Origin of the sequence: Terrisporobacter sp., from assembly GCF_017888745.1 — a bacterium.
Classification (GTDB): Bacteria; Bacillota; Clostridia; order Peptostreptococcales; family Peptostreptococcaceae; genus Terrisporobacter.
Window position 1 is genome coordinate 1 of the sequence record NZ_JAGHFM010000047.1, and the last position, 19,087, is coordinate 19,087.

The following is a 19,087-nucleotide window of genomic DNA, read 5'->3' on the forward strand; positions in this document are numbered from 1 at the left end:
ATATATTCTTTGGAGATAAGTTTGCTGCTTTATTTATATCACCATTTTTAATTGCTGTTACTAAATTTCTACCTTTATAAGCTATTACAGATGAATTATTTAAAATACCATACACTGATATAGATTCCGCTCTTGAATCCCCCATGATTAGTGAGTTTGAGAATTTGTCTATATAATTTACTTTCTGAGTTGCTGAATTTACACCTGAATTATTATTTTGTAAACTAGATTGAACAAGCTTTATTTGTTCTTCCGATTCCAATACGTCTTTCTTTTCCAAATTTTTTATTGTTTCTATACCTTTTAAAACTTCTGTGTCTTCATTATTTTTTCTCAAATCAACTGTATTAATACCTATTATCCCTGTTAATAAGCCTAGGGATGCTAGTAAAGCTATACATCCTTTCTTTTTTATAAAAATCCCTCCCTAAACATATAAAATTTTTTCTGCTAAAATATATTATAACATCTTATTTCTATATAAAAATAGTTAATTATATATAATTTTTACAATTTTTTCTTGATTATAATATTGCGATTTTTATAAGAAATCTAATTTAATCTTAATTTGTTTATGTATATTTTTAATCACATAATTGTAAAGTTCATGTAAATAAAAAATTCGCTTCGCTTAAGCCACTGCGTGGGCGCTCCACTTCATGTCGCCAACGTCTTTGCCCGTTGCTCAAAATTTACTTTTTTACAACTTCTCAAACATATTGATAATGCTTTAACCTAGGAATTTTCCCCAATTGCAAACTCAATATAATTTCCTTATATGTAAAAAAAGAATCTTTAATTAAAGATTCTTTCAAAAAAACTATTTACTTCTATTAACAACAGCAGCCATCATCAAAGTTAAATAGTAATAAAATTATCAAAATTATCCATATCCAAATACAATCATCATCAAAGAAATCGTCAAATATATTTGTTGCTAAAAGCAAAAATACTATGGCTATTATTATTAACATTCCACTATTAAAACCAAAACAATCATCCCCACCAAAAAATCTTGATAAACTTTCCTCTAGTTTTGACATGTCACTCCCTCCTTAAAGTCCAAAAGTTATATCTCTTATACACTAATATATGATTTTATGCATAAATAAGTTACTTCAATAAAATTTTTATTCATTAGTGTATTCAACTCTTTTTGGCTTTCACCATTAGAGTAATAAATTTGATTTAATAGATCTTTTCTATCATTTTCATTACTTTCGCTTACTGCTTCAACCAATAATTCTATTGAACTCATTTTCATATCTTTATATTTTTTTAATAAAATAGATGTATTTGCATTTTCCATTCCATTTTTTATACCTAATAATCTTGATATGTATTCTCCTTTCTTATCATCAACTTTATCCTCTTTTTTCACCACTTCCTCTAAAATTAGATTGCTTTCTGTTACATAATCTTTAATTTCTTTCATATCAATCAGTAAAGAATTATAAAAAAGACAACCAAGTATTATAAAAAATGCTGTAACTGACGATAATAATAATCCTATGTTTTTCATCAACCTTCCTCCTAAAGTTATAATCTATATTAAATTTATATTCATCTAATAAAACTTTAGGACTTTTTTTGATTATATATTGAAAAATTGACAATATTATATTAAACTACAATTAAATTTTAATTTATCTTGGAGGTAACTAATTAATGTTTGAAAAAATTAAAGACATAATAGCTGAACAATTAGGTTTAGAAGATGCAGATTCTATCTCTGTTGAAACATCACTTAAGGAAGACCTAGATGCTGATTCTTTAGATGCTGTTGAAGTAATAATGGCATTAGAAGATGAGTTTGATATAGAGATACCAGACGAACAAGCTGAAAATTTCAAAACTATAGGTGATATAGTTGAATATGTTGAACAAAACATGTAATACATAAAAGGGATGTTTTTATAAAACATCCCTTTTCATATACTTAAGCCCATTTTTGTAAAATATTTATCATAAAATTTTTTATATCCATACCATAAACTTTATTTAATGTTAATCCCTTTAATACATCTTGAGGTAATCCATAATCTATTTCTTTACCGTCTTTAAGTATGAGTACCTTATCTGCAAAATATTGTACTAAATTTAAATCATGCAATACACCTACGACTATTTTATTATTTTGTTTTACCCATTCATTTAAATTTTCTAATAGCTCTATCTGATGTTTAAAATCTAAATGATTAGTTGGTTCATCAAGTAAAATCACATCAGGATTTTGAGCAAATACTCTTGCTAAAAATACTCTTTGCAGTTGACCTCCTGATAATTCTGTAATCATCTTATCTTTTAACTCGTATACACCAACTTTTTTCATACTATCAATTATAATTTCATCATCTTCAGAAGATAATGTGGCAAATGCACCTTTTGAATAGGCATATCTTCCTAGTGATACGGTGTCATAAACTGTGTAAGGAAAGTATATCTGAGTTATTTGGCTCATCAAGCCTATCTTTTTGGCTAATTCCAATCTACTAAGGCTATTTACTTCTTGTCCATCTATTTTTATATTGCCTTTGTATTCAATAATATTGGCAATAGATTTTAAAAGTGTACTTTTACCACATCCATTGGGACCAACAATACAAAGATTTTCTCCTCTTTTTATTTCAAAATTTATATTTTTAATTATTTCTTTTTTATCATATCCTGTATATAAATTTTTTACTTCTAACATTTAATATCAACTCGCTTTTTTAAAATATATATAGGCAAAGAATGGCGCTCCTATTATTGCTGTTACAGCTCCTACTGGTAATTCCATAGGTGTAAATATAGTTCTAGCTATTAAATCTGTAACAACCATTAAACATCCACCAAATACAAATGACATAGGAACAACATACTTATGATTTGAACCAAATATTTTTCTAACCACATGAGGGGCAATTAGGTCAACAAATCCTATAGTACCACTTAAAGCTACAGATCCACCTGTTAACACAGAACAGTATATAAATAACTTTGTTTTTACTTTTTTTGTGTCTACTCCCACTATTTTAGCTTGCTCTTCGCCAAAAGTAAGTATATCCATTTCTCTTGTAAATCTAAGTACTCCTAACATTCCTACTATAAAGAATGGTAATATAAGGCCGACATATGACCATCCCTTCATAGCAAAACTTCCCATTTGCCAAAGTGTTATGCTTTTTAAATCGTCACTGAAAAATGCACTTAATGTAGTTAGCAATGCATTTACAAAAAGTGAAAATACCATTCCTGATAAAATAATAGTATTATTAGACATTGTCTTATCAATCTTTGCTGAGAATACCATAACAAAACATACTGTAACAAATCCAAAGATGAAACCTATTAAAGGTAATGTAAATCCACCTAATATAGGTATATATATCCCAGAAACAATTACAAGTCCTGCCCCAAAAGATGCACCAGAAGATACTCCTAGGGTATATGGTGATGCTAGTTCATTTTTTAATACTGATTGTACTACTGAACCACTAGTTGCTAAACATCCTCCTACAATAAATGCTAATAATACTCTTGGAAGCCTAAGTTTCCAAACTATAGCCATATGTTGAGATGATACACCATCTTTTAAAGGTAAATTAAATAATTTGTTTAATATAATGGATATTGTGTCTAATATGCTAATATCGGAACTTCCATTAGAAGTTCCGATACTAATTATAAGAATTGCAATTAAAATGCTTAATACTATTCTTTTTTTATTTGTTAAATACATCTGGATATACAACCTTAGACATTTCTTCTAAAGCTTTAAGTATATGATGACTTGGACGTGATGCTGAATTTGAATCTATGTAGTAAACATCTTTATTTTTTATAGCTGTTATGTCTTCCCAACCATCACGAGCTAATATTTCACCAGTTGCATCATCTACATAATTAACAGTAGTTAATATTACATCTGGATTAGCATCTATTATTGATTCTTCTGTTGGTGGTATCCAGCCTTCTTGATCTTTAAATATATTTTCTGCTCCTATTATTTCTATCATTTCATTTATAAATGTAGAATTACCTAAAGTGAATAAGTCTGGAGCTGGACCTATTTCAAAGTATACTTTCTTTTTCTCTTTAACAGTTTTACCTAACTTTTCATATTTAGCTATTTCTTCCTTCATGTTAGAAATTATTTCTTCGCCTTTTTTCTCTTTATCAACTAAAGAAGCCATAAACTCTATATCTTTATATATACCGTCTATACTATCACTACTTGGTATGTAAACTACTGGTATACCTGCATCAACTATAGCTTTATATGGGTCTTCTGCTGAACCTACTTTATTGTGTCCTGATGCTATTATTATATCAGGCTCTAGTGCTATTATAGCTTCTGCATCTGGATTATTCATATCCATTTTTGGAAGTTTTTCATCTAATCCTTCTATTCCTTCAGAATATTTATCAACACCAACCAATTTATCAGCTACACCTAATTCTACTAAAACCTCAGTATTAGATGGTACTGCTGATATTATTCTTTCTAATTTCGTAGATATTTTAACTTCATTTCCTTCCCTGTCAGTTACAGTTGTTTCTTTATTACTACTACATCCAACAGCAAAAAGTAATATAAAACTTGTTAAAATTGCTAATAATTTTTTCTTCATCTCTTCCTCCTAATAATTTAATTATAATTTCATTGCAATAAAAAAACCTAACCACAAGGTTAGGTGAATATATACATAGATTTTAAACATACATGTCCTTTAATATAATATTGAAAATAATTAATAATACTCTCGATATATTAAAATAAAAAACACAATATTTCATAATGTAATATTTTCTTCACCCCGAAGAAACTACTTTATGATTTTAGGCAGGTATCCTGACTTAGTTTCATCCTACTCCTCACCTTCCCATGAAATTACCTTCGCTAGTATGGTCAATGATATACTTTTGTTATTAATTAAAGTATATTCGTTGTCAAAATTAATTTCACAGTGGTATTATCAAGTTTCGTCCACATTACAGTAACGGGGGCTGTAGAGGAATCTCACCTCTTTCCCTTTTAATCTATCTTCATAGCACCTTAAAATCTTATGTATTCAATTTTCTCTTTTATTATAACATACTTTTTTAATAAAAAATAGTTGCCCACAATAATTAATTTAATTATTTTAGGGCAACTTCCATTTATCTTTTTATACTTATAATTATCTTTTTATACTATTTTTTAACAACAACATATTTCTCCTGAAATAGTTATAGTATATACTTCACCTACTGGTAATGTAGTTATTTTCACTGTAAGAAGTCCATTAGTAACTGTTTTTGTGACTGTTGGTGATCCTACTGTTGCTCCAGCTTTATTTTTAACTACAACATCGTCAGCATCAAAACAGAATTCAGGATCAAATAAATCTGTGACTACTAAGTTTGTAGCAGGTACTGTTCCTGAATGAGTAAGTGTTATTTTATAAGTTAAGCTATCTCCACATTTCACACATCTAGTATATGCAGGTGATATAGACTTAGCAATACCTACTCTAGCATATCTAATTGGAATTTCTACAGAGCCCTTTTGAGGACTTGTTGCTCCTTGAGTTGTAGTTGTAATTGTTGCATTATTTTTAATAATTGGATTAGATAAGGTACTAGATACGGAAACCTTATAAGAAAATATAAACATTTCTCCTACAGGTAATACTTGATCTGCTGTTATAGTTAATGTTTTTGCTACATTAACATATGATGGCGTAAAAGGTACTGGTGTATCCACTCCAGATACTGCACGGACTACACTTGCGCTATTAGCTACATAAGTTGTATCACTATCTATAATATCTACTAATTTTACTCCATTTAATGGAACATCTCCTGTATTAGCAACTGCAACTCTATATTGAATTATATCTCCAGGTTCTGTTGCCTCTTTGGATGAAATTTTAAACATTTTAAATTTAGCATTTCTTTTATTTTCTAAACAAACAGATACTACACCACTTCTAGCACTCTTATCTATATTAGATGATTCAGATGTAGCTGTAGGTCCATATTGATACTGTAAAAATGCCATATTTTTTATTCTACAGTTATCATCACAATTAGGTGCACATGTATTACTTTCATTATTTATATTTTGTGAATTAAAAGACATTGTGTCTGACATATTATCTTACTCCTTATATATATTATATTAGGTAAAATTTATACCTAATATAATATATATAATTTGTCAAAATATGTTACAATTGTTCAAAATATACTTATATAAATTTAAATCTAAAATTTAAATTTAATAAATGTACAAACTTTAATTTTTCCATTTGGTAATATATCAAAATTTACCTTTTCTATATTCAATGAAACGTAATCTACTTTACTCTTAGCAATTGGTATTATATATCTGTGATTCTTGCAATACTCATAGCAACATTCTGATATTTCTTTATTTCTTATGAATATACTTAACTCAAAATCAACTATTAAACTTCTATTATCATTTTTTATAGAGATTCTTTTTATATATATACAACTTCTTACATCTATATTATCTTCTAAACATTTACTTCCACATAACTTATTTATATCTATAATATTTTCTATACAACTATTATAAGAATTATAGCTACAAACTTTAATCAATGTCGTATTACTTAGTTCACTCTTCGTCAATATTGTTTCTGTATTATCATAAGAGTAAGTAACTCTTGACCTATTCTCCACTATTTTACAACAAGGACTATATCCCATGTAACCCCTCCTCAAAATATAATTATTCCCTATATAATATAGATATTTGTAGATATTTGTTACAACTTATCTTAATTTAGATGTTGTATATACAACAATATTTATAATAAATTTATAAATTAATTACTTACAATTAAAAAAGAGTATAGGTTATATATCTATCATCTTTATAAGATTAGATTCTAAACACCTATACTCTTCACATTTTTTATTATATTATTTTTCTTCATAGAAACTTACATTTTTAATTACTATATCTACAGTGCCATCTTCATTTTGTCTTACACTATATTTCATAGGATCTTCAAAGTCCACTAAGTTTCCTTTTATATCAAATCCATTATCAGTTTTTATACTTCTTTTCTTAAGTTTCTTTTCAACCCATTTTTTATCTATGCTAAAATTAGCCTCAATACCTCTATCTACCATTAATTCTTTAAAACTTTCTTTAAGTTCTTCATCATCTATTGAATCTTCTACAAACTTATCTATATCTACTTCTTCTTTTTCTTTCAAAGTATAATGTAGTAAGCTTCTTACATCCTCAGCCTTTTTGATGTTATTAGACATAGCATTAGTTATCCAATTATCAGCTGTAGTTTTGAAAGTTTTTGTATTATATTTATCATCGTTTATTTTTTCTGCTTTTAAAAATTCTTCTATAAATCTAGATTTTTTATCTGTATCTTCTTTTTCTGAATCCTTATCTAATAGTCTTAAATGAAACTCATCATTTATTCCACTAACTCCAACTAAAGCACATTGTTTTTGTCTTCCTGTATCAGGTATTCCTATTTCATTACTTACTATTTGTATATTAAACTTATCATCTAATAATTCAATTGAGTGTGTGTATAATTTTTTATAATCTAACTTGATTATCCCAACATATTTTTCATCTTTTACACTATATAAACAAATTGCTAAATCACACGAATCTATATCTTCATATTTTTTCATAATATCAAATAAGTAAGATGCTATTTCTTTTGAGTTATCAACAAATGTACTATCATCATATATAATTTGTTCACAACAATTTTTTATTATATTTTCATTATAATCTTTAAAAATGCCTTTTCTTAAATCATCGTCTTTTGCTACCCTGTTAACTACTTTTTCAAAAAACTTATCTACCTCTAAATTATTTTTACCCTCATAATCATTTAATATTGGACTATCACTATTTCTATCAAGAACATGAACAATATACTTATGTATAATCATATCTAACCTCCATAAATTTAAATATTTATCTTAATTTTTCTATTAATTTCTCCATATCCTCAGGAAGCTTAGCTTTAAACTCTAAATCTTCTCTAGTTCTTGGCTGTTTGAATTTTAAACTGTAAGCATGTAATGCTTGTCTATTAATTAAATTCTCATCAACATATCCATACAATTCGTCCCCTATAATACCATGTCCTATATGGTTTAAATGTACTCTAATTTGATGAGTTCTTCCTGTTTCTAATCTTAATTTTAAAACTGTGGCATCTTTTAATCTTTCAATAACCTCAAAGTGAGTTACTGAAGGTTGACCTTTTTCATCTACCACTCTTTTTACACTATCATCAGTAGGTCTATGTATTGGCTCATTTATTGTCCCACTGTCTTCTTTTACAATACCTTTTACTACTGCAATATACATTTTTTCAAATTTATCATCTTTCATATCAGACGATAACACAAATTGAGCATAAGGATTTTTGGCCACTATAACTAAACCTGATGTATTCATATCAAGTCTATTTACAAATCTAACTTTTACATTTTCTTTTTTATCTAGAATATAATGAGTTACACCATTGGCAATGGTATTTTCAAAATGACTTTTTGTTGGGTGAACTACCATAAAAGGTGGCTTATTCACCATTATTATATCAAAATCATCATATATAATATCTAAGTTTAAATCTTGAGGATGGAAGTTTGCCATATCTTCAGATATTTCTACTTCTATTAGATCTCCTATTTTAACCATTTCCGATGGCTTTATATATTTATTATTTACTTTCACAGTCTTATATCTTTTCATTTTAGATAATGACCTTACTGAAAAATTCAATTTATCTAATAAAACTTCTTTTAAAGTTAAATTCTCTTCACTTATATAAGATATTTTATTATATCTTTGGTCTTCCTTTCTAAACAAAACATCACCTACTTTACTTAATATTAATTATATTACCATAAATTTATATTTTTAATAAGTAAAAGAGAAAAATGAGTAATAATTTTAATTCGTTTACTTAAATTTTTTACTCATTTAAAAATACCTTTTTAAAGTTTTAATTATTAGTAAAATATATTATCTATACTTTTTATAAAAAATTCACTTTCTTCATATAGCCAGCGACTACGTCCGTTGCTCAAATTTATCAGTCGGAATTATAAAAATAAAATCACACTTTCAATAGTGTGATTCTTTACACTTTTATCATATTTAAGAAAAATTTTATTCACTAATCTTTATATCAATTACTTTTGCTCTTCTTCATATCCCTTACAAACATCAATCCATTCGTTTGCATTAGAGAATTTTTCTAGCTCATCACAAGTTAGTTCTATGGAAGAATTACTGCTCCCACAAGCAGGAAAAACTGTATCAAATCTTTTCATAGAAATATCTAAATATACAGGCACATCATCTCTTTTTATAGCAAAAGGACAAACGCCTCCTATAGCATGACCTACATATTCTAAAACTTCTTCTGGAGTTAACATTTTAGATTTATATCCAAACACTTGCTTAAATTTCTTATTGTCAATTTTTGCATCACCAGCCGCTACTATTAATATGGCATTATCACCTTCTTTATTTTTAAAAGAAAGAGTTTTTGCTATTCTAGCCGGTTTAACATTTAAGGCGTCCGCTGCTAATTCTACTGTTGCAGATGATACCTCATGCTCTATAATCTCATTTTCTTTATTATATTGTTTGAAAAATTCTTTAACCACTTCAATTGACATAATTAATTTTCCTCCATTTACTATATTCTTCCTATAATTGTTACCAAAATAAGTATATCATATTTATTTTACTAAAAAATAAAGGTTTTCTACCTTTTTTGTTAAATAATAGCAATATATGTTATTAAATTAACTAAACAATATAGTCTGTATCTATTAATATATATTGTGTTATAATACAACTTATAAAAGAGGTGAAATAATGAGCAGAATTATAATAATAAATTCTAACCAAGTACAAAAGTCACTAGAAACAAGAGATATTTTACATAAAAAGTTAGTTGATGTCGGGTTTGATGTATACTATGAATACAATCCTGATGCTGAATTAATAATTTCTATAGGTGGAGATGGTAGCTTTTTACAAACTGTTCATGACTTCAACATCCCAAATATACCTTTTGTAGGTATTAATACAGGTCATTTAGGATTTTTCCCTGATATTTCTCCTGCAGAGATAGATTCTTTTATTGAATCTTATTTAAATGGAGACTATATAACTCAAGAAATCCCTCTTCTTCAAGGGAGTATATGTACGAAAGATGATTGCAATAATGTTTTTGCTATTAACGAAGTAGTAGTTAAAGGCGATAAATCTAGAACTATACACCTTAAATTAAATATTAATGACAATCATGTACAAAATTTTAGTGGTGACGGTCTAATAATTTCTACATCTACAGGGTCTACCGCTTATAATTATGCTGTAGGAGGAAGTATAGTTGATACCAGCTTAAATGTAATGCAAATAGCACCTGTTGCACCTATAAATACAAATGCTTATAGGAGCTTTACCTCTAGTATAATTTGTTCTGTTGATTCCATAGTTAAAGTATCACCAGAATGTAATTTTGAAAATTCAACATTAATAGTTGTAGATGGAATGGAGTATTATTTTAAAGAAATAAATAACATAAATCTTTCTATTTCTGATACAAAAATAAAACTACTAAGAACATCAAATTATGAGTTTTGGAGTAGGGTATCTGAAAAATTCTTATAATTTAAGGAGGAAAACATATGAAAATTGGAGTAATGAGTGACACTCATGGAAGTTTACTGTATTTAGAAAAGGCTTTAGATGTTTTATCCGATTGCGATATATTACTTCATATAGGAGACGTTTTATATCATGGTCCTAGAAATGATCTTCCTGAGGGATATAACCCAAAAGCTGTTGTAGAAAAAATTAATAGTTTAGACAATATCACTATAGTAAAAGGTAATTGTGATGCTGATGTTGATCAAATGGTAATAAATCATGCAATAGAAGGTCCTTTTGTGCATAAAAAAATAGATAATATCAGTGTACTTATGTATCATGGGTATACAATATCAAGAGAAGAAATGATGGCACAGGCTAGAGAATTAGGTGTTGATATACTTATCTTAGGACATACACATATTAAAGAATTAAATGTAGATAAAGATTTAATAGTTTTAAATCCTGGAAGTACTTCTATACCAAAAGATGGTTCTCATTCAGTTGCGACAATAGAATTATTAAATGATGAAAATATAGAAGATGAATTTGAATTAGAAATTGATTTAATAGATATTAACACTAAAGAAATAATAGAATTTGAATAATTTCTAATAATTCATTAACTCTATGATAGTAAAAAAGTGGCTAACTTAAGTTAACCACTTTTTATTATTTTATACATCTATAAAATATCTACTTTTTTCATTATATCATGCATAACTAGTAATCCTAGACAGAATATAATACCTAGTATACCTTTTATTTGCACACCTATAAAAATAGCTATTATTGTTAATAATGGACTAATTCCAACATTTGCCGAAACTAGCTTTGGTTCTAATATTTGTCTAAGTAATGATAGAGCAATAAATATTACTGATATTCCTATTGATACAAAATAATTATCAATAATGAAATAATAAACTATAACTGGAATAAAAATCACTACTATCCCAAGAAAAGGTATTAAATCAAGTAATGCGCCAATTATACCTAAAGGTAATCCATATGGAACTTTAAATATTGAGAAACTTACCCATATAACTAAAAATGTTATGCTCATAAGAATCGTATAGGCTTTAATATATCCTACAACAGAATATACAATTTCAGTTTTTACCCTTCTTACTTTTACTCGAGTTTCATCTGTAAATATACTTAAAAAACCATTTTCAATCTTATCAAAATCCTTTGCAATAAAATATGTGGACATGAATAATGTAATTACAATAAGTATTAGTGTAGGTATTGAGGTTGCAAAATCAATTGTCTTACTTAACATTGCTTTAGCCAAATTAACAAAATTTTGACCATATGTTGATGCTAATTCTTGAACATTTATACTATTATTAGATACACTTTCGATGTAGTCTATGTATTTGTCTAGGTTATTTATCCAATCATTAATCATACTATTAAAGTATGAATAACTATTACCATCTATACTATTTAAAAATGCTACTAACTGATGAGTTCCTTTTATTATCAAAAATGAAGCTATAAATATTACAAAAGCAACTCCTAAAATACTTAAAAATAAAGTTAAAATTCCTTTATTTACTTTTAACTTTTTTTCTAATTTTTCTGATATTGGATTTATTATAAAAGCTAATAAACCACCTATGAAAAATGGCGCTATGTATCCAAAAGTTTTACATAAAAATATAAATAACAATGAATATATTATAAAGAATATAATATTATTTTTTAATTTTTGCTTAAAGTTTTTATTAAGTACTGACATAAACACTCCCTCCCTTGATTGTAATTATGTTCTATAAATAAATATAATATACAAATAAAACACTGTTTTAAACAGTGCTTTATTGATTATAATAATATTCTAATTTTCTTAATTCTATTTTTATCAACAGATTCTATATGGAATCTAATACTATCAACCTCGATGTCTTCTCCTTCTTCTGGAATATGCTTAATATATCCAATTATATATCCACCAATAGAATCAAACTCTTCTGATTCTAACTCTATATCAAGTATTTCATTGACATCACTAATTTTAGTACTTCCCTCTACCAAAAACTCTGTTGAGCTGATTACTTGAATTTCATCATCTTCTTCATCATATTCATCTTCTATGTCACCGACTATGACTTCAACTAAATCTTCTATAGTTATTAAACCAGCTGTACCTCCGTATTCATCAACAACTATAGCCATTTGACTTTTATCTTTTTTCATTTCTTCTAATAATTGTGTTATCTTCTTAAACTCATAAGTAAAGAATGGTTCTCTTAGATATTTTTTAATATCAAAGTTTTCTATATCTTCATCACTTAAGAAAATTATATCTTTTATATTTAAAATACCTATTATATCATCTATAGTTTCTTCATATACAGGCATCCTACTTAACTTTTCCGTTTTAAATAATTCGATTATTTCATCATAACTATCTTCAATATCAATAGCTACCATGTCTAATCTCTGAACCATAGCTTCTTTAGCTTGCATGTCTCCAAATTCGAATACATTATTAATTATTTCTCTTTCTTCTATTTCCAATAAGCCTTCTTCATGACTTACATTTACCATAGTTTTTAGTTCTTCTTCTGTAATAAATGGTTTTACGCCATTATCATCTACTCCAAGAAGCTTAAATATTACTTTTGTTATAACATTAAATATTCCAATAACTGGACTTAATAATGTCATAAAAACTTTTATAGGTTTAGCTACCAATAAAGCTATTTTTTCTGGGTTATTTGCTGATATAGTTTTAGGTGTAATTTCACCAAATATTAAAACTAATATAGTCATTACTGCTGTTGCAATAGGTACTCCTTGTTCATTCCATAATGATATAAATAAAGAAGTTGATATAGATGTAGCTGCTATATTTACTATATTATTACCAACTAATATAGAGCTTAAAAGTCTATTTGAATCTTCTAATAGTTTGCTAACTAATTTAGCTCCTTTTACTCCATCTTCCTCCATATATCTTACTCTTATTTTGCTTATAGACATTAAAGCTGTCTCAGAAGCTGAAAAAAATCCTGACCCTATTAATAAAATTATTAATAAACCTATTTGAATCAAAATGCTGGTCGAATCCAACCTTTACCACTCTCCTAATTGTATATTTTGTATTATAAAATATTATAGCATAATCCTACATTAATTTAAATTGCATAATCTTATATAGAGCCATCAAAAGTATTATATCCATTTTGTGCTAAAATAATTAAATATTATATCTAGTATAATATTGATTTATATTACTTATATTATTTTAAATTCACAAAATTATTACATAAAAAATATATTATTTTTTATCATTTTGTGTCATTTTATGCATATTTACATATAGTATTATTAAGAAAGGCTGTCGGAAAGTCTTTCTTAATACAATAATAATTTGTTGTTACTCCTTAATTGATATTTGTTTCTGAGCTTTTAAAAAAGTTGTATATAAATTTTCAAACATGGAAATAATTATATATGAGAGCGGAAATTATATATCTCTCCCCCTAATAAGTATATATTTTTTAAGGCATCTACTATTCCCCCAGTAGGTGCCTCTTTTTTTACTTTTTTCCATTTTAACTTTCTATATAGTAAAAAAAGATATAGAATAAATTTATATCCTATATCTACATTACTATATTTAAATAATTTCTATTCTTTATTAATTTTTATTAATGTAATTCTAACTATACTCTATTCTTACTCTAGATCCTTTACCAACATCACATGAGCTCACTAAAAGTTTAACTGGCACTCTATTTTTAAGTTCCTCCACGTGACTTATAATACCTACACTTAATTTATCACTATGAAGATTTTCAAGGGATTCCATTACCACATCTAATAACTCTGTATCTAAAGAACCAAATCCTTCATCTAAGAAGAAAAATTCTAAAGGACTATTTCCTTTAAGCTGTATTTGAGAAGATAGAGCAAGGGCCAGTGATAATGATGTTAAGAAAGTTTCTCCTCCAGATAATGAATCAACACTTCTCCTTTGACCACCATTCATATTATCTCTCATTATAAAGTTAAGATTTTCATCTATTTCTAAAGCATATCTTCCTCTTGTTATTGAGTTTAATCGTTTTGATGCTTCTAAGGCAATATATTTAAGTTGATTTGTAGCCACAAATTCTACAAATTTATTGCCCATGATTAATTTATTTATCTCTTCTAATAATGATAATTCATGTTTTACCTTTTTTATTTCTTTTCTTAAATCTTTCATTGACTCTAAAGATTTTTCTATATTTTCTAGTTCATTTTCTTTTGAACCAATATTAGTTCTAAGTTTTGCTATATCGCTTTTTAGATTATTAATAGAAAGTTGTAATTCTTGGAAGTCTTCTTCTTTTATGCTTCTTCCATCTAGCTTTTTATCATAATCTTCAATCTTTAAAGTTACATATTTTATTTCTTCATTATATTTTTCTATTTCATCTTTAAATTTATTTTTATCCTCTTCTTTTAAAAGTGATTTTTCAACAGTATTTGTAGAGTCAAATTTATTTTCTACTAATAAATTAGTTAAAGTTTGATTTTTACTATCTAATTGCTTTTTAGCTTGAGATAATATTCCATCTTTACTACTCTTTATTTTAGCATTATCTTCATAATTACATTTCTTATCATTAAGTTCATTTCTTAATGATTCTTCATTATTAACAATTCTATCAATATTATCTAAAGTTTCTTTTAATAATTTTTCACAAGAAATACCTTTCGCAATTCTATTAAGCTCATCTTCATATCCTTTTAATTCTTTATATTTTGTATCTCTAAGCTGAACTAAATTAGAAAGTTTCTTATCGATCTCATTAAAAGTACTATTCTTTTCTTTTAATTCATTATCTAGTAGCTCTTTTTCTTTATTAAGGTCTGATACTTCTTTATTAAGCTTCTCTACCTTCTTTTCATTTTCATTTATTTCTTTGACTTTTGAAGATAAATCACTTACTTTTACCTTTGATTTTAAGCTTAAGTATTCTATATTAAGATCATCATAATTCCTTTTTAAGTTATCTATTTTTTCGTTTAATTCATTTTTTAATTTAGTATCAGAGTTTAAATTTTCTTTTATCTTAACTTCTTCTTTTTCTATCTCATTTTTTTCATCTTTTATATTATAAAGTTCTTCAATAGTTTTATTTTTATCTTCTTCCCATGAATTAACTTTCTCTTCTAAAATTTTTAACTCTTTTTGTTTTATATCTATTTCTTTTTCTAATGTAAAAGACGAATAATCTCCAAGTTTATTTTCTAATTCACCTAAACTTTTTTGTTTTATATTTTCTATAGAAGTAATTTCTCTATTTCTTAAAGAAAACTCTTCATAAAATGATTTTTCTCTATTTAAATCAGTTTCCACTTTTTTAATTTTTTCATCTACTAATTTGGCTTCTTCATAATTATTATTATAATAAGTTTTTTCATGATGAATCGAACCACAAACTGGACATGGTTCATTTTCTTCTAGCTTTTCTCTTAAATATGAAGCCATATTTAAATAAGCTAATTTTTCTTGCTCTTCTTTCAAATCTTCTAAGTTTTTACTTAATCTTTCAACTTTATCAGCAGATTCTTTTAGGTTTCTATTATTCTCAAATTTTATTTTTTCATTTTTATTTAATTCGTCTTTTATATTTTTAATTTGAGTTTCATAGTCTTTAATATTTTCTAGTTTTGATTTTAAATTATGTAAGTTCTCTTTTTCTCTTAAAACTAGTTTATTATCACCTGGGAAATTTCTTTCTAAAGATTCTTGTTTCTCCATTAATCTTTTTAATTTTTCTTCCATAGAAGATTTATTTTTTTCAATATTTATATTTTTAAGCTTTAATCCTTCTAGCCTTTTCTCCACTTCTTTTAATGATTTATATTTTTCTTCCTTTTCAAAACTTAATTTCTTTAATTCGTCTTCTTTAGTATGAGCAGCAAATATATTTTCTTTTAACTCAGCACTTATACTTAAACTTTCAACAAGGCTTCTATTGTCTTGAATTTTTTTATACTTACTGCTAATTTGATTATCTAAATCTTGAAGTTCTTTTTCTAAATCATATTTATTACTATCATAATTTTCAATTTCTACTTTAAGTTCTTTTATTTTAGAGTATAAATTTTCTACTTTTTCTTCTAATTCAATCCCCCTTTGAAGTTTACTTCTTTCTTCTATTAATATAGGTAGTTTTTCATTTTTTTCTTTGTAAGCTTCATCATATCTTTTTGATAATAAATCAATTTCTTTTTTCAAATTTCCTATAATAACATCTAATTTTTCAACTTCACAGGCATTTTCATTTATATCTTTTTCTAATAGTTTTATATCATTAATATGAGGAATAATATTTTCGGCCTTATCATTTCTATCTAATTGTTCCCTCTTTAAATTAATCTCTTTTTCTAATAAGTCTAATTCTTTTTTTCTCTCACTATATTTTTGTAAATATCTTTGATTTTCTATAATTACCTTACTTATTTCTAGTTCTTTTTCTTCTTTGTCTAACTCTATATGCTTTTCTTTTTCAAGATTTATGGTTTCTTCTAATTCTTCTTTTACTTTTTCATATAATTCTTCAGATATTCCCTTACTTTCTATAAATGTAGTAAGCTGACCTTCTAAATTATCAGATTGAGCTTTTATTATTTTTCTTTTATCTTTTACTTTATTGGAAAGTTGTTCTCCATATTTTTCAAGATTAAATATTCTTTCAAGCATCTTCCTTCTAGTACCATCTTGTAATTTTAAAAATTCACTAAATTTTCCTTGAGGAAGAACTACAGATCTAGTAAAGTCCTCTGAAGTTAAGCCTATTATATCATGTATCTTATTTTTAACCTCTCCTACTTTATCAGCAAGAACTAATATATCTCCATCATCTTTTATTTCGCCAAGAAGAACACGAGAAGTTTTAGTTCCCCCTGTATTATTTGTTTTTATCGTTCTTTCAACATAATATCTTTTTCTATTATTTTTACTTCCTATTTCAAATTCATATTTTACAATAGCTTTATCACAGTTTGAATTTATATAGTCTGTAGTTTTTCTAGATATATCTCCATATAGTGCAATAGTTATGGCATCTAATATAGTAGATTTACCACTACCAGTATTTCCGAAAATACCAAATAGTCCTCTAGATGTTAGCTTTTCAAAATCTATCACTTGCTTATCTATATAACTATTTAATCCACTTAACTCTAATCTAATAGGTCTCATCTTCTTCACCTTCTTTGCTAACTAGATTTAAGAATAAATCCATGATTTCTCCTCTTGGTTCACATTTTTCCCTGAATTTATAAAATTCACTAAATAACTGTCCCATAGATTTTTCTTTTATATCAATTTCTTCATATTCATAGTCAGAAGTAATTATTGGTTTTATCTCAACAATGTCTTTAAGATATTCTTTCATCTTTTTAAGATTAGACTGACTTATAACCTCATCAGTCTTTATTTCAAAATAAGCCCAAATTTCTCTGTCTTTATTTTCTTCACATACTTGTAAAGCTTCTTCTATTCCATTACATTTAAAAACTTCAATTGGTTTATAGTTATTAAAGTATATAGACTTTATTTCTGGTTTTTCTCCAGCTTTAATATCTACTATATTTGCTCCTTTAGCATAAATTCTTTCTTTTTTACTATATTGCAAAGGTGATCCCGAATAGTAAACATTTAATCTTTCAGATGCTTTTTGTGGTTTATGTAAATGTCCTAAAGCTATATATTGAGCATTTTGTGGTAAGTCTTGCTTGTCTACTGTAAGACTTCCTCCAAGCTGAATTTGTCTTTCTGAATCAGAGGGATCTCCACCTGCCACATATAAGTGTGACACAGCTATATTTATACTATCATCTTCAAAATTTTCTTCTAACTGTCTAAATATATCTCCTACTTTGGAAGAATAGCTTCTTTGTAGTTCTTCATCACTTTCAACATTTTTTATAGCATCATTTAATCTTTTTTCACTTGGATAAGGTAATGTTATGATTGTAGCCTTCTCACCATTTATATTTATTTTTAGACATCCTTCTTTAGCTTCAACTATTTCAAAACCTTTATATTTTCTTTCTATTGCTTTACTTAAAGGATATCCTAAAATTATTATTCCCTGTTCAGTAGCTAAAGGTGTAACAGCAGATAACCTTTCTGGATTATCATGGTTACCTGCAATTACTAATACACATCTCTTTCCGTCATTAGCTAGTTTACAAACTGTTTTATAAAATAGAGTCTCAGCTCCAGCTGGAGGATTTGAAGTATCATAAATATCTCCAGCTATAATTACCATATCTATATCATTTTCTTCTACTATTTTGATAAAATCATTGCAAAATTTTTCTTGTTCTTCTAATCTAGAATGGCCTTCTAGGTTTTTTCCTATATGCCAATCTGATGTATGAATAAATCTCATAGGCCCTCCTAAT

18 protein-coding genes and 1 riboswitch are annotated in these 19,087 nt (G+C 26.5%); of the genes, 3 read left to right on the forward strand and 15 right to left on the reverse strand.

Annotated elements, in window-relative coordinates; genetic code table 11:
* From J7G74_RS01945 to J7G74_RS01955, 3 genes are all read right to left on the reverse strand, one after another.
* The coding region (locus J7G74_RS01945) for a hypothetical protein (RefSeq protein ID WP_297131163.1) at window positions 1-337 on the reverse strand (337 nt) is incomplete at its 3' end.
* A 496-nt stretch (window positions 338-833) separates the two neighbouring features.
* Window positions 834-1,043 (reverse strand): hypothetical protein, encoded by a 210-nt coding sequence (locus J7G74_RS01950; RefSeq protein WP_297131166.1) that lies wholly within the window; start codon window positions 1,041-1,043, stop codon window positions 834-836.
* Between the two features lie 35 nt (window positions 1,044-1,078).
* Complete coding sequence (locus J7G74_RS01955; RefSeq protein WP_297131170.1) at window positions 1,079-1,522, reverse strand: hypothetical protein; 444 nt, start codon at window positions 1,520-1,522, stop codon at window positions 1,079-1,081.
* Between the two features lie 146 nt (window positions 1,523-1,668).
* On the opposite strand from J7G74_RS01955, the gene acpP reads away from it, so the two are divergent.
* A complete protein-coding gene (gene acpP / locus J7G74_RS01960) occupies window positions 1,669-1,896 on the forward strand; it encodes an acyl carrier protein (RefSeq protein WP_297131173.1) in 228 nt (75 codons plus the stop codon).
* Window positions 1,897-1,939: 43 nt separating this feature from the next.
* On the opposite strand, the gene J7G74_RS01965 is transcribed toward acpP, so the two are convergent.
* From J7G74_RS01965 to J7G74_RS02000, 8 genes are all read right to left on the reverse strand, one after another.
* Window positions 1,940-2,695: an ABC transporter ATP-binding protein gene (locus J7G74_RS01965; RefSeq protein WP_297131176.1), complete on the reverse strand. Its 756-nt coding sequence runs from the start codon at window positions 2,693-2,695 to the stop codon at window positions 1,940-1,942.
* Between the two features lie 6 nt (window positions 2,696-2,701).
* Window positions 2,702-3,724 (reverse strand): FecCD family ABC transporter permease, encoded by a 1,023-nt coding sequence (locus tag J7G74_RS01970; RefSeq protein WP_297131183.1) that lies wholly within the window; start codon window positions 3,722-3,724, stop codon window positions 2,702-2,704.
* A complete protein-coding gene (locus J7G74_RS01975; protein ID WP_297131186.1) occupies window positions 3,708-4,616 on the reverse strand; it encodes an ABC transporter substrate-binding protein in 909 nt (302 codons plus the stop codon). The genes J7G74_RS01970 and J7G74_RS01975 overlap by 17 nt, the downstream gene beginning before the upstream one ends.
* Window positions 4,617-4,810: 194 nt before the next feature.
* Window positions 4,811-5,060, reverse strand: a riboswitch (cobalamin riboswitch).
* Between the two features lie 125 nt (window positions 5,061-5,185).
* Window positions 5,186-6,121 (reverse strand): DUF11 domain-containing protein, encoded by a 936-nt coding sequence (locus J7G74_RS01980; protein WP_297131188.1) that lies wholly within the window; start codon window positions 6,119-6,121, stop codon window positions 5,186-5,188.
* 113 nt (window positions 6,122-6,234) lie between these two features.
* Window positions 6,235-6,705, reverse strand: coding sequence for a hypothetical protein (locus tag J7G74_RS01985; protein ID WP_297131191.1), 471 nt, complete (start codon window positions 6,703-6,705; stop codon window positions 6,235-6,237).
* 216 nt (window positions 6,706-6,921) lie between these two features.
* A complete protein-coding gene (locus tag J7G74_RS01990; protein ID WP_297131194.1) occupies window positions 6,922-7,932 on the reverse strand; it encodes a nucleoid-associated protein in 1,011 nt (336 codons plus the stop codon).
* Window positions 7,933-7,957: 25 nt separating this feature from the next.
* Entirely contained in the window at window positions 7,958-8,860 is a 903-nt protein-coding gene (locus J7G74_RS01995; protein WP_297131197.1) for an RluA family pseudouridine synthase, read from the reverse strand.
* Window positions 8,861-9,186: 326 nt separating this feature from the next.
* On the reverse strand, window positions 9,187-9,678 hold the full coding sequence (locus tag J7G74_RS02000; protein ID WP_297131201.1) for a YbaK/EbsC family protein: 492 nt from the start codon (window positions 9,676-9,678) through the stop codon (window positions 9,187-9,189).
* A 202-nt stretch (window positions 9,679-9,880) separates the two neighbouring features.
* On the opposite strand from J7G74_RS02000, the gene J7G74_RS02005 reads away from it, so the two are divergent.
* Together J7G74_RS02005 and yfcE are read left to right on the forward strand one after the other, a co-directional pair.
* Window positions 9,881-10,681, forward strand: coding sequence for an NAD(+)/NADH kinase (locus J7G74_RS02005; protein ID WP_297131204.1), 801 nt, complete (start codon window positions 9,881-9,883; stop codon window positions 10,679-10,681).
* A 17-nt stretch (window positions 10,682-10,698) separates the two neighbouring features.
* The gene (yfcE, locus tag J7G74_RS02010) at window positions 10,699-11,268 is read left to right on the forward strand and encodes a phosphodiesterase (RefSeq protein ID WP_297131207.1); all 570 of its coding nucleotides are present in this window, start codon (window positions 10,699-10,701) and stop codon (window positions 11,266-11,268) included.
* Window positions 11,269-11,345: 77 nt separating this feature from the next.
* Here yfcE and ytvI read toward each other — a convergent pair whose 3' ends face one another.
* The 4 genes from ytvI to J7G74_RS02030 all read right to left on the reverse strand — a co-directional run bounded on the left by ytvI (window position 11,346) and on the right by J7G74_RS02030 (window position 19,074).
* Window positions 11,346-12,407 (reverse strand): sporulation integral membrane protein YtvI, encoded by a 1,062-nt coding sequence (gene ytvI / locus J7G74_RS02015; RefSeq protein WP_297131209.1) that lies wholly within the window; start codon window positions 12,405-12,407, stop codon window positions 11,346-11,348.
* An 86-nt stretch (window positions 12,408-12,493) separates the two neighbouring features.
* Complete coding sequence (locus J7G74_RS02020) at window positions 12,494-13,744, reverse strand: HlyC/CorC family transporter (protein WP_297131213.1); 1,251 nt, start codon at window positions 13,742-13,744, stop codon at window positions 12,494-12,496.
* Window positions 13,745-14,336: 592 nt separating this feature from the next.
* A complete protein-coding gene (locus J7G74_RS02025; protein WP_297131216.1) occupies window positions 14,337-17,876 on the reverse strand; it encodes an SbcC/MukB-like Walker B domain-containing protein in 3,540 nt (1,179 codons plus the stop codon).
* Window positions 17,863-19,074: a metallophosphoesterase family protein gene (locus J7G74_RS02030; protein WP_297131218.1), complete on the reverse strand. Its 1,212-nt coding sequence runs from the start codon at window positions 19,072-19,074 to the stop codon at window positions 17,863-17,865. Before J7G74_RS02030 ends, J7G74_RS02025 begins: the two co-directional genes overlap by 14 nt.
* Between the last annotated feature and the right edge of the window lie 13 nt (window positions 19,075-19,087).